The sequence below is a fragment of the Micromonospora sp. IBHARD004 genome, from assembly GCF_052814115.1.
This window is the reverse complement of the sequence record NZ_CP199934.1, coordinates 1,176,132-1,188,303: the sequence shown is the minus strand read 5'-3', so window position 1 is coordinate 1,188,303 and position 12,172 is coordinate 1,176,132. Positions and strand designations below refer to the sequence as shown.

Sequence of the window (12,172 nt, the reverse complement as noted above, 5' to 3'; positions counted from 1 at the left end):
CCGTGGCGCTCGTGCCCCGGCCGGAGATGGCCCCTGCCCGGAAAAACCGCCAGGAGGCGTAGATGACAACGACAATCACCACCCGGCCCGCCGTCTCGGTGGCCGGCCTGCGCAAGACCTTCGGCACGAAGGTGGTCCTCGACGGCATCGACCTGACCGTCACTGAAGGCACCGTCTTCGCGCTGCTCGGCCCGAACGGCGCCGGCAAGACGACCATGGTGCGGATCCTCGCCACCCTGCTGCCGCCCGACAGCGGCTCGATCCGCGTCGCCGGGCACGACCTGGCCCGCGACCCCGATGCGGTGCGTGCGGCGATCGGCCTCACCGGCCAGTTCGCGGCCGTCGACCGCCTGCTGACCGTGCAGGAAAACCTGCGGCTGATGGCCGACCTGCACCGGCTCGGCCGGGCCGAGGGCGGCCGGCGGGTGGCCCGCCTGATCGAGCGTTTCGACCTCGGCGAGTCGGCACGAAAGCCGGTGTCGCTGCTCTCCGGCGGCCAGCAGCGCCGTTTGGACCTGGCGATGACCCTGGTCGGCAATCCCCGGTTGATCTTCCTGGACGAACCCACCACCGGCCTCGACCCGCGCAGCCGGCACGCGATGTGGCAGATCGTCCGGGAACTGGTCGCCGAGGGCGTCACGGTCTTCCTCACCACCCAGTACCTCGAGGAGGCGGATCAGCTCGCCGGTCGGATCGCCGTGCTCGACCACGGCCGCGTCGTCGTCGAGGGCACACCCGACGAGCTCAAACGCCGGATCCCGGGTGGGCACCTGCTGCTGCGCTTCACCGACCCGGACGCGTTGCACGCGGCGGCCGCGGTGCTGGGCACGGCGCACCGCGACGACAACGCGCTGACCCTGCAGGTGCCCAGCGACGGCGACGTCGCCTCGTTGCGCGCCGTGCTGGGCACGCTCGATCGGGTACGCGCCGAGCCCGACCACCTGACGATCCACACCCCCGACCTGGACGACGTGTTCTTCGCCTTCACCGGCGCGCCCGCCACCACCGATACGGCTTCCGAGGAGACCCGATGACCACCCTCGCCCACACCCTCATCGATTCCCGGACCATGCTGCACCGGCAACTGCTGCACCTGCGGCGCTACCCGTCGCTGACCGGGTTGCTGATCGGCATGCCGGTGATCTTCCTGCTGCTCTTCGCCTACGTCTTCGGCGGCACGCTCGGCGCCGGGATCGGCGGCGACCGCTCCGCGTATGTGAACTACCTGACCCCGGGCATCCTGCTGTTCACCGTGGCCGGGGCCGCCGCCGGCCCCGCCATCTCGGTGGCGACGGACATGACCGAGGGCATCGTCGACCGGTTCCGCAGCATGGCCATCGCCCGGGTCGCGCTGCTGACCGGACACGTGCTCGGCAGCCTGGTGCAGAACTTTCTGGCACTGCTCGCCGTGCTCGGCGTCGCCCTGCTCATCGGCTTCCGCCCGAACGCCACCGCGCTCGAGTGGCTCGCCGCGCTCGGCGTGCTGACTGCGACCGCGTTTGCGCTGACCTGGTTCGCCGTCGCGCTCGGAATGGTCGCTGACAGCGTCGAGACGGCCAGCAACACGCCCATGTTCCTGAGCCTGCTGCCGTTCCTGGGCAGCGGATTCGTGCCCACCGAGACGATGCCGGCCGGGCTGCGCACCTTCGCTGAGTACCAGCCGTTCACGCCGATCATCGAGACCCTGCGCGGGCTGTTGCTCGGCTCCGGGATCGGCACCAGCGCGATCACCGCGCTCGCGTGGTGCGCAGGGATCTCGCTGGTGTCGTACCTGTGGGCCAAGCGAAAGTACAACCAGCGCGCGACCCGTTAGGCCGTGTGTCGAAGTCGGCGGTGGTGGCGAAGAGATTCCGGCGCGTCGGTGATCGATAAGTAGCGAGGTCTCCGGTAGATGGTTCATCGACGAAGAAGACCATCAGCACGGAGACCTCGTGGCCACCGTAGCGGTGACGAGGCGGCACGACCTGACCGACGCGCAGTGGGCGGCGCTGGAGCCGCTGCTACCTGTGGGGCGTCGGCCAGGTCGGCCGCCGACATGGACGAAGCGGCAGCTCATTGATGGGATCCGGTGGCGTACCCGGGTCGGCGCCCCGTGGCGGGACGTACCGGGGTGCTACGGGTCATGGGCGGCGGCGTACGCGTTGTTCCGCCGCTGGCAGCGCGACGGGACCTGGGCGAAGATCTTGACCTGGTTGCAGGCGGTGGCCGACGCGGCCGGGCGGGTCACGTGGGACGTGTCGGTGGACTCGTCGGTCGCCCGGGCGCATCAGCACGCCGCCGGGGCGCGAAAAAGGGGGATCTGCAGGTCGAACCGCCGGGCGGGGTGACGGTCGAGCCGGCCGATCATGCGCTCGGGCGGTCGCGGGGTGGGCTGACGACGAAGCTGCACCTGGCCTGCGAGCAGGGGCAGAAGCCGTTGTCGATCGTGCTGACCGCCGGGCAGCGTGGGGACAGTCCGCAGTTCGTCGCGGTGCTCGACGGCATCCGGGTGCCCCGCCTGGGCAGCGGCCGGCCGCGGACCCGCCCGGACCGGGTCCTGGCCGACAAGGCGTACACGTCCCGAGCCAACCGCCGCTACCTGCGCCGACGCGGAATCAAGGCCACCATCCCGTCGAAGGCCGATCAGGACGCCAACCGGCGTAAACGGGGCTCGAAGGGCGGCCGGCCACCCGCCTTCGACCCCGAGCGGTACAAGCAGCGTCATGCCGTGGAATGCGGCATCAACCGGCTCAAGCGCAACCGCGCCGTGGCCACCCGATTCGACAAGCTCGCCGTGCGCTACGAAGCCACCGTGCACATCGCCGCGATCAGCGAGTGGCTGTGACCGACTTCGACACAGGCTCTAGGGGCGGGCCGCTCGGTCATCCCCCGGATGGCGATCGCGTGGTGATCCGATGGTGACCGGACCAGCGGGAACGTATCCACGTCTGGCTGGACGAGGAGGCTGTCGCAAAGCTTTCGACCTTCAACTGTCAAGAGTGTCGCTGTTATTCACCTACAATGGACGATCATGTCGTGCCGTGGCGTACAACTTCATCTCGTGCAGCCCAGACGGCTCTTCACTGCCCCGGCATGACCTGCGTGGGTGGCTGCCGCCGCAGCACCTGTGCTGGCAGGTCCTGAAGGTCGTCGGTGAGCTGGACCTGTCGGAGTTCCTGCGCGGCTACCGCGCCGATGGACAGGGCGCGGCGGCGTATCCGCCGCAGGTGTTGCTGAGCTTGGTGCTGTACTGCTACTGCAAGGGCGTGCCCTCGTCGCGCAGGATCGAGGCGGCCTGCCTCGATGATGTGGGCTGCCGGATCATCACCGGCAACCAGCACATCGACCATGCCACCGTCGCGCGTTTCCTGCGCCGTCACCGCGAGGGCCTGAAGACACTGTTCGTGCAGGTCCTGGCGCTATGCGCCCAGCGCGGGCTGGTCGACCTGTCCGCGGTGGCGGTGGACGGCTCACCGATGCAGGCGGCCGCCGCCTGCTCCACCAACCGCAGCCTCCACGCCCTGGAGAAGACCATGATCGCCGATGGCGAAGCCGAGATTGACCAGTTGACGGGTGACATAGACGACCCAGCAGCCGCCGAGGACAGCACCCGGCACACCGCCACCGGCAGCTGCCTGCGGCGGCTGTCCCGGCTCGGCGACCGCGTGACACGGGCCCGGGTGGCCCGGGACAAGCTGCATGAGCGCGCGCTGCCCTCAGCCGGCGAGATCCGGATCAAGGTCGAGGCCGCCGAGCGGATGGTGGCCAGGGCCGCCCAGCGCCTGGCCAAGGTCACCGCCGCCCAGCAGCAGCGGCTGGCCGACTACGCCCGCCGGACCCTGCAGGATCAGGCCGCGGGACGGCGGCGCGCCAACGGACGCCCACCGGTTGCGATCGAGGCCAAGACCAAGGTCGTCCGGCAGCAGGCCCGCCTCGCCCGGGCGCAGGCCGCGTTGCACCGTGCGCGCTACCCGCGACCGATCCCGTCCGCGGCGGCCAGGGCCTCGCTCACCGATCCGGCGTCGCGGCTCATGCTCGGCAAGCACGGCGGCTACGTGCAGGGCTACAACGTGCAGATCGCCTGCTCCCGCAACCAGGTCCTCCTCGCGATCGAGCTGCACGACAATCCGTCCGACACCACCGCACTCGTCCCGGTCATCAGACGTGTTCAGCACAACTGCGCGACCGCAGGGCTGACCAGCGACGTCGCGGGGTGGCTGGCCGGCAGCGGATACGCCAGCACCGCGAACTTCACTGCCCTGGCCGATCTCCCGCTGCTCGTGTCGCTCGCCAAGGAGTACGACCAAACCAGGGCCACCAGGCTACCCAGCCACGACGTCCCCGCCGGCCACCGCGACATGGCAGCCCGACTGGCATCCACCGAAGGCAAGCAGCTCTACGCCCGCCGCGGCGCCCTCGTCGAACCCGGCTTCGCCCAGCTGTTCCAACGGTTCGGACGCCGCCTGCACCACTGCGGCACCAGCGACGTCGACGCCGAGATCAAACTACTCGGCGTCGTGCACAACCTGAACAAGATCTTTCGTCACGACGCCAGACGGAAGACCGCTTGACAGCTGAAGATCGAAAGCTATGCGACAGGCTCCCACTCTGCCCGTCGGTGCGCCGAAACCCGCAAGACCAGGCCCCGGACGCCCACCCGGCTCCACCAACCGCAGGCCGGCGCCCCGCCACGACGTCGGTAAAACCGTCAAGCGTGACCTGAGCATCACCGCACGTAAACAGAGCGCAGGTTAAAGATCAAGCTTAGAGCCTGGTAAATAAGGGGTTCAGGCGGTCGGTGGCGCGCTCGGCGTAGCTCGTGCGGTGTGGTGGTGGCGGGGTAGGCGGCGGGGCATCAAGAACCGATCAGGCGCGTGGTGCGTACATGATGACCGCGACGCCGACCAGGCAGATGGCCGCACCGGCAAGGTCGTACCGGTCGGGACGGAACTTGTCGACGACCACGCCCCAGGCCAGCGACCCGGCCACGAAGATGCCACCGTAGGCGGCGAGGATGCGGCCGAAGTTGGCGTCGGGTTGGAGGGTCGCGACGAAGCCGTAGACGCCGAGAGCGACGACGCCGGCACCGATCCAGAGCAGGCCGCGGTGCTCACGTACGCCCTGCCAAACGAGCCAGGCGCCACCGATCTCGGCGAGCGCGGCCAACCCGAACAACGCCAGGGAACGGAGAACGATCACGTCCACTATCCGATCACTTCCTTCGCTACCTTGGTCACAGCCTTCCGTGGCTCGCTGCGGCCTCAGCCCTCCGCCGCTTGCCTCACAGTCCTTCCGCCAGCGGGCCGAGAGCCAGGGCGGGCAGGTAGACCAGGCCGGCCATGATCACCGTGACGCCGACGACCAACCCGATGAACAACGGCGTGTGCGTCGGTACCGTGCCCGCCGTGGCCGGGACCGTCCGCTGGCGCGCGAGGGAGCCGGCCAGTGCCAGCAGGAAGATGATCGGTAGGAACCGGCCGACCAAAATGGTCAGGCCCAACGCGACATCCCACCAAGGCGTGTTCACGGTGATGCCGGCGAACGCGGAACCGTTGAGGTTGGCCGCCGAGGTGAACGCATAGAGCACCTCGGAGAAGCCATGCGGGCCGACGTTGAGCGCGGTGGAGTTGTTGCCGGTCGCGAACGCCACCGCCGTACCCACCAACGCCAGTGCCGGGACCGACAGCCAAAACAGCGACACCAGCTTGATTTCTCGAGCGCCGATCTTCTTGCCCAGGAACTCCGGGGTCCGGCCGACCATCAGGCCGGCCAGGAAGACCGTCATGATGGCGATCATCAAATAGCCGAACAGGCCGGTGCCGACGGAGCCGAGGCCGATCCCGCCAAGCATGATGCCCATCAGCAGGACCCCGCCGCCCAGCGCGGTGTACGAGTCGTGGAACGAGATGACCACGCCACCGTTCCCCATCGTGTTCAATGCGGCGAAGGTCGCCGAGTCCGAGATGCCGAACCGGACGTCCTTGCCCTCCATGGCCGCCCCGACCGCCTCCGGCACCGTGCCGTGGCCAGTCAACTCGAAGACGTTGACGAGGACGACGCTGGCGATCACCAGGATCGCCGTCACGGTCAGGATCGCGTACCCCTGCCGGTTCTGCCCGACCATCCGGCCGAACACCCGCGGCAGGCTGGTCGGGATGACCAGAATCAGGAAGAGCTCCAGCCAGCTGGTCCAGGCGGTCGGGTCCTCGAACGGGTGGGCGCTGTTGACGTTGTAGAAACCGCCGCCGTTCGTACCCAGCAGCTTGATGGACTCCCAGCTGGCCACCGGCCCGCCGGTGATGTGCTGGGCGCCACCGGTCAACGTGGAGACGTCCGTGCCCGCGGAGAGGTTCTGCACCACGCCGAAGACCATCAGGACGATGGCGAGGAGGACGCTGAACGGTAGCAGAATCCGCAGGCTGATCCGGGTCAGGTCGACCCAGAAGTTGCCCAGCTGGTCGGTCCGGCTGCGGGCGAAGCCCCGGACGAGGACGACCGCCACGGCGATGCCGACCGCGGCGGAGGCGAAGTGCTGTACGCCGAGCCCGGCCATCTGCACCAGGTGCCCCATGGTCGACTCACCCGAGTACGCCTGCCAGTTGGCGTTGGTGACGAAGCTGACCGCCGTGTTCCAGGCGAGATGATCGGGTACGCCGGGCAGCCCGTTTGAAAGCCACAGCTTGCCCTGCACCCGCAGGAACGCGTACAGCAAGAGGATTGAGACCAGTGAGAAGGCCAGCAGGCTACGCGCGTACTGGGCCCACGACTGCTCGCCGTCCGGGTTGACACCGATCAGCCGGTAGAACCCACGCTCCACGCGCGCGTGCCGGGTAGCGGTGACGACCCGGAACATGTAGTCGCCGAGGTAGCGATAAGCCACGGCGAGCGCGGGGAGAAGCGAAAGAGAAAAGATCACGCCAGCGGCGGACGTACTCATCGAAACCCTTAAGGGGGGAGGAACAGAAGTGGGAAGCCGGCGTGGCAAGATCGCCCGTCGAACCACGCGTCACCAAACCGGACCGCGGCGGTCAGCCCGGGGCGGCAGCGGGTCCGGCAGTCGATCCAGTCATGGCCAGTTTGATCACGGTCGACTCAGTCAGGGTCGACTCGATCACGGCCGGACGGGCGGAGGCCGCGACGAGGCGGGTACCCGGCCGCGCCGCATCTCGGCGCCGAGGTCCGGATCCGCTCCATCGTTCCACTCCTTATGGCCATCTGGCGCTCGTCTGCCGACGGGGCGTCAGCCATTAGAAGCGTGCGGCGGCCGGCGGGCAAGGGTTCCATACGCGATCTTTACGCCGGCAGCGTCGATTTTGACGCGTTGACCTCCAGGTGACTGGTGTTAGAAGACCTCGGGGCTCCGCCCCGAATCCCGACCCTCCTCAGAGATGTCGTACCCGGGGAACCGCTCGGCGACCGGCTCACCCCCACGCAGGTGGACGCACTGGCCACGGCGATCAGCACACTGTGGGCGGTCCCGCACGACGCGCTGCCGGTCGCCTGTCGGTGGACAGATGATCTCGACTTCGCCAGGAAGCTAACCGCAGGCCCACGGCTAGCAGGCGGCATCACCGCTGCGGCGTACGACGCTGCTGTTGCCTGGTGGCATGGCCCCGAGCCAGCACTGCTGCGGACGACCCCGCAAATGAAAGTCGTGGGCCATCGGGACCCCAATCTCGCCAACTACCTCTGAGACGGCCAACGGGTACGGATCGTCGACTTCGAGGACGCCACCCTCTCTGATCCGGCGACCGAGCTGGCGATCCTGGTGGAACACCTGTCGGCCCGAAATCTGGACGCCGAGGCATCCTGCGCGCGCTTCGACGTTGAGGGTCAGCGCCTGCGGGCCGCGCGCAGGTTGTGGGCGATGTACTGGCTGCGGCTGCTGCTACCCGGCGGCCCGGCCGAGCGCCAAAACCCCCCGGGCACCGCCGATCTGCAGGCCCGACGGCTGCTCTCCCTGCTGGCCACTTCCTGATACCCCGAACCAGCCCACGCGGCCCCCTGGGCCATCCACGGGCCAGTAACCGTGGGCGGTCAGGTGCCGTGAGCTACCACACACGCGGCGTTAACGGGACGTATGGAACGGCGCCGGCGGTGTAGCGATCGCGTATTGAGGTGGTCTGTTCGGGGCGGTCCGGCCTAGCGTCGCGTCTGTCGGCGGTGCCGGCACGACAGCGGCGTTTTTCCACGCCAGAAGGGACCCCCCTCGCAATGGACGCGGCCTTACACCCCCTTTTCGTCCCGGTGCGCCCAACCGGCAACGCCGACACGCTGGTGGTGCAGACCGGACGCCTACCTCAAGGGCCGCGGGTGGGCATTGCATTCACCCGGTTCGATCGACTCGCGGCCGCGATGGGAGAACGGCAGCGCTGGATGCGCCTGTCCGAGTCCGCGTTGCGGGCCATGCTGACTCCCCTTGGCATCGGCCGTATTCAGCTCGACCCGATCCTGGTGGGGCCGGAGATCACACCACCGCCGCTCAAGGCGACCACGCGGAGGCAGCCCACGAAGGGCAGGCCCGCGAAGGACAAGTCAGCGAAAGACAAGCCGGCGAAGAGCAAGCCGGCGAGCAGGGCAGCCGCGAGCGACGACATCAAGGCGAAGGAACGGGTGCCGGTAACCGCAGGTGTCCACCGTGGCTGAACACGCGCGGCACCGCGGGCCAGGGGCTGACGGAAGGTTGAGGATCAGGTGACCACGATCGGGTACGAACCGGTGACGCCCCTCGGGGAGGACGCCCGGCTCTGGCCGCTGACCGCGCATCGCGGGGCCCGCGGTGAGGTATTCGTTGGCGGGGTGGGTCTCACCCGCGTCGCCAAGCAGTGCGGGACACCGACCCACGTTGTGGACGAGGCGGACATCCGGCGCCGCTGCCACGACTACCAGCGGGCCTTCGACGGCGAGGTCGCCTACGCGGGTAAGGCGTTTCTGTGCCGGACCATGGCACGCTGGGTCCAGCAGGAGGGACTGTCCCTGGACGTCTGCTCGGCCGGCGAGCTGGCCGTGGCGCGCGCCGCGGGCTTCCCGGCGGAACAGATCCTCCTGCACGGCAACGCCAAGACTCCCCAGGACCTGGCTGCTGCGCTCGCCTACCGCGTGAGCCGGATCGTCCTGGACTCGGAGACCGAGATCACCCGCCTCGCCGCACTGGTCGGCAGGTCCCCACACGGCCGGCGACAGCAGGTGCTGATCAGGGTCACGCCAGGAGTGGATGCCCACTCCCACCGCGCCATCACCACCGGCACCGACGACCAGAAGTTCGGGTTCTCGCTCGCATCTGGCGCCGCCGAGGAGGCGGTGGCCCGGGTGTTGGCCCGGCCGGAGCTGGATCTGGTCGGCCTGCACTGCCACATCGGGTCCCAAGTGGAACAGATAGAGGCCCTGGAGCGGGCGGCGGAGCTCATGGTCGAGCTGCTCGCCCGGATCCGTGACACCCATGGACGTACGCTTTCCCAACTCGACCTCGGCGGCGGCCACGCCGTCGCCTACCGCGACTACGACACCGGCTCCGATCCGGCGGAGCTGGCCCCGCGCCTGTCGGCCGCGGTAGCCAACGCCTGCGCGACCCACCGCCTGCCGGTGCCGCACCTCATCGTTGAGCCGGGCCGGGCCATCAGCGCCCGGGCCGGGGTCACCCTTTACCGGGTCATCAGCGTCAAACGGACGGCCGCAGGGCGGGTGTTCGTCGCCGTCGACGGCGGGATGAGCGACAATCCCCGACCCGCCCTGTACGGCGCCAGGTACACCATACGGCTGATCGGCCGTCCCGCCCCCGGACCGCACCAACTGACCACCGTGGTCGGCCGGCACTGCGAAGCCGGTGACGTGCTCGCCGAGGACTGCCTCCTGCCCAACGACATCCACCCTGGTGACCTGCTCGCCATGCTGTGCACGGGCGCGTACCACCACGCGATGTCCTCCAACTACAACCTGGTACCCCGACCGCCGGTGATCGCGCTGAGCAACGGCACGGCCAGGGTGTTGATCCGCCGCGAGACCGACGCGGACCTGCTGCGCCGCGACGTCGGCGGCGTCTTCTGACCGCCGCCCGGACCCTTACCTGTACCGACCTGCCGGCTCGCCCCGACCATGGCCGCACGCCGGCCGGTGATCCCTTTCGAATGAATCATTCACGAAGGGGAAGACCAGCGAGCGCGGAAGGAGGGCGGAAGGAGGTCTGCGTCAGCGTGGCTACCGACAGGACAGCGACCGACCCGCGCCCAGGCGGGCCGACCGCGGCCGACGCGGCGCTGCCCGAGCGGGTGGTCGTACGGCTGTTGGCCATCCTGGCCGCCGCAGCGGGATCGGCGTGGCCGTCGGTTGGCTGGCCACCGGAACGCACCCCGGCCGCATCACCGCGCCGTTACTGCTCGTCTTGGCCGGCACGAAACTTTCCGCGTACGCGTTGGCCCGCGGACAGCGTGGTGGGATCTTGACCGCGGTGATGCCGGCGTCGGCGAGCACCGCGTCGAACGCCGCCGTGAATTGCCCGGCCCGGTCCCGGATCAGGAACCTGAACCGGTCGGCTTGCTCGCCCAAATCCATCAGTAGATTCCGAGCCTGCCCGCGGTCGTAGGCCGCCAGGAGTGCGCGAATCTCTGCGATCCGTTCGGCTACGAACGGGGCGTCGAAGCTGTCGCCCGCGTCGGCGTGCAGCCATGCGATGCCTTGCAAGCCGAGCAGGTAGCTTGACGGGTGCCTGAAGGTCATGGTCGCGAACCGTAGCGGCAGTAATCCTGACCAGCGACAGGTTTTGCGGTCTTTGGGCCATCCGTGGGCCAGTAGCCACGGCGCGCATCGGTCACGAGCGGGCGCGAGACGCAACCGGGCCACCCGCCGGCCGCTTGGCCCTCGCCCGCGACAGCCCGGCGTCCAAGTCGTCGCCCGTCCCACCGCACGAGTTCCCCGCCCAGCGGCTTGCCCGACACCAGCACCGTCCAGCGACCCCGTTGGCGTTCGCCGTCCATCTTGACGATGGCGACCAGGCCGCGATCCCCGAGCTGGGCCAGCAACTCCGCCAGGCACTCATCCAACGTGCGAAGGCGCTGGCGGCGTATCTGCGGTGTGAAATCGGGTTCGTCAGACGTAGAAACGGCGTGAAGAACCTTGCCCGGGATTGTCCGGGTGGAGTGTGCTGGGTGAGTCGGGATGAAGGGTCCCGAACGAGGTGAGAAGGACGGTGGCCAGGTCTCGGCGCATTCCGGCGGGTGTGTACGCGCCCCGGTTCCGGAACGGGGCGGTCGGTGCGGGCCAGGAGCGCAAGGCCGCCCCACGCATCCGGGCCGCGATGCCGCCAGCCCCTCGCTTCCACCGCGTCACGCGGCGGGCCCCTGTCGGTTCGACCCGGGTCCGCCGCGTGCCCGCTTCGTCGCCAGCCGTGGCCCGGTAGTGCGGTAGTCCAGATCCATCCCGTCGCCTGAGGCCGGAGAGCAGCCGTCAGGACCGCCGCTACGGACGGCTTGGGTCCAGTCGTGCTCTTCTAAGCGATACACCACCCGACCTCCATTGATTGACCTAGGTCAGCGGTGGGTGCGACCTATCGCCAGCCCCAAGAGCACGAGCACTGCGGCAACGACGACGGTTTTACCGACGTCGTGGCGGGGCGCCGGCCTGATCCTGTCTGACTGCACTCTCGTCGCCGGCCAGGGCGACGCCATCACCGTCATGACCGACCAGCGTTTCGGCGCCGCAGTCGCCGAACTCCGCCGCGGAGCCCTGACCCTGCACGGCACCGAGTTACCCGCCGGCCGCCCCACGCCAGGCAAGTACGAACTCACCAACCAGCCACACGGCTACTGGATCGCAGCCGCCACCCCGGAAGCCGCCCGACAAGCCGTCACCGGCACCCTCGCCCTGCAAGGCCCGCGACGGGTACGCGGGCGGCCCTCCTCACCGACGGCTCTTCGAGGAGCACCCGTGACCCAGCCCCGCCACTCCGTCAGCGTCGCCGCTGTCATCCCCGACGAGCAGGGCCGCGTCCGGGGTACGCGTCGAACCGGTCCGGCTCACCGGCGGCTGGCGTCGGCGATCGTGAAGCCGAGTTGGGTGTAGGAGCGAGAGCGTTTGCGCCACATCGCGGCGAGAACGCCGACCTGTTTGTCGACGTAGTCGTGGACCTCGAAGCTGGTTTTGCCGGGGTGGGTACGCAGGATGCGGCCGACGTACTGCATCATTCTGCCCTTGAACGACA

The 12,172-nt window shown here is 69.1% G+C and carries 12 protein-coding genes; 8 read left to right on the top strand and 4 right to left on the bottom strand.

Features of this window, described 5'->3' with window-relative positions; genetic code table 11:
• Positions 1 to 62 precede the first annotated feature (62 nt).
• From ACTWO6_RS05855 to ACTWO6_RS05840, 4 genes are all read left to right on the top strand, one after another.
• On the top strand, positions 63 to 1,034 hold the full coding sequence (locus tag ACTWO6_RS05855) for an ATP-binding cassette domain-containing protein (RefSeq protein ID WP_446218630.1): 972 nt from the start codon (positions 63 to 65) through the stop codon (positions 1,032 to 1,034).
• Positions 1,031 to 1,813 (top strand): ABC transporter permease, encoded by a 783-nt coding sequence (locus ACTWO6_RS05850; protein ID WP_446218629.1) that lies wholly within the window; start codon positions 1,031 to 1,033, stop codon positions 1,811 to 1,813. The genes ACTWO6_RS05855 and ACTWO6_RS05850 overlap by 4 nt, the downstream gene beginning before the upstream one ends.
• A gap of 118 nt (positions 1,814 to 1,931) precedes the next feature.
• Positions 1,932 to 2,824 (top strand): IS5 family transposase gene (locus ACTWO6_RS05845; protein WP_446218628.1). Its coding sequence is split into 2 segments (ribosomal slippage): positions 1,932 to 2,298 and positions 2,298 to 2,824, totalling 894 coding nucleotides; the frame shifts between segments, so codons are not numbered across the junction.
• A 196-nt stretch (positions 2,825 to 3,020) separates the two neighbouring features.
• Positions 3,021 to 4,550 (top strand): transposase, encoded by a 1,530-nt coding sequence (locus tag ACTWO6_RS05840; RefSeq protein WP_446218627.1) that lies wholly within the window; start codon positions 3,021 to 3,023, stop codon positions 4,548 to 4,550.
• A gap of 295 nt (positions 4,551 to 4,845) precedes the next feature.
• On the opposite strand, the gene ACTWO6_RS05835 is transcribed toward ACTWO6_RS05840, so the two are convergent.
• Together ACTWO6_RS05835 and kdpA are read right to left on the bottom strand one after the other, a co-directional pair.
• Positions 4,846 to 5,178 carry a YnfA family protein gene (locus tag ACTWO6_RS05835; protein WP_446218626.1) on the bottom strand — a complete coding sequence of 111 codons (333 nt, stop codon included), beginning with the start codon at positions 5,176 to 5,178 and terminating at the stop codon, positions 4,846 to 4,848.
• An 82-nt stretch (positions 5,179 to 5,260) separates the two neighbouring features.
• Positions 5,261 to 6,916 carry a potassium-transporting ATPase subunit KdpA gene (kdpA, locus tag ACTWO6_RS05830; protein ID WP_446220568.1) on the bottom strand — a complete coding sequence of 552 codons (1,656 nt, stop codon included), beginning with the start codon at positions 6,914 to 6,916 and terminating at the stop codon, positions 5,261 to 5,263.
• Between the two features lie 498 nt (positions 6,917 to 7,414).
• Between kdpA and ACTWO6_RS05825 the strand changes: the two genes are divergently transcribed.
• The 4 genes from ACTWO6_RS05825 (at position 7,415) to lysA (ending at position 10,023) form a co-directional block, all read left to right on the top strand.
• The gene (locus ACTWO6_RS05825) at positions 7,415 to 7,672 is read left to right on the top strand and encodes a hypothetical protein (protein WP_446218625.1); all 258 of its coding nucleotides are present in this window, start codon (positions 7,415 to 7,417) and stop codon (positions 7,670 to 7,672) included.
• A 75-nt stretch (positions 7,673 to 7,747) separates the two neighbouring features.
• Complete coding sequence (locus ACTWO6_RS05820) at positions 7,748 to 7,957, top strand: hypothetical protein (RefSeq protein ID WP_446218624.1); 210 nt, start codon at positions 7,748 to 7,750, stop codon at positions 7,955 to 7,957.
• A 335-nt stretch (positions 7,958 to 8,292) separates the two neighbouring features.
• Positions 8,293 to 8,625, top strand: a complete 333-nt coding sequence (locus ACTWO6_RS05815) for an SAV_915 family protein (protein WP_446218623.1) — start codon at positions 8,293 to 8,295, stop codon at positions 8,623 to 8,625.
• Between the two features lie 48 nt (positions 8,626 to 8,673).
• Positions 8,674 to 10,023, top strand: a complete 1,350-nt coding sequence (gene lysA, locus ACTWO6_RS05810) for a diaminopimelate decarboxylase (protein ID WP_446218622.1) — start codon at positions 8,674 to 8,676, stop codon at positions 10,021 to 10,023.
• Positions 10,024 to 10,173: 150 nt separating this feature from the next.
• Here lysA and ACTWO6_RS05805 read toward each other — a convergent pair whose 3' ends face one another.
• Together ACTWO6_RS05805 and ACTWO6_RS05800 are read right to left on the bottom strand one after the other, a co-directional pair.
• Positions 10,174 to 10,692 (bottom strand): hypothetical protein, encoded by a 519-nt coding sequence (locus ACTWO6_RS05805; RefSeq protein WP_446218621.1) that lies wholly within the window; start codon positions 10,690 to 10,692, stop codon positions 10,174 to 10,176.
• Positions 10,693 to 11,987: 1,295 nt separating this feature from the next.
• On the bottom strand, positions 11,988 to 12,155 hold the full coding sequence (locus tag ACTWO6_RS05800) for a hypothetical protein (RefSeq protein WP_446218620.1): 168 nt from the start codon (positions 12,153 to 12,155) through the stop codon (positions 11,988 to 11,990).
• Between the last annotated feature and the right edge of the window lie 17 nt (positions 12,156 to 12,172).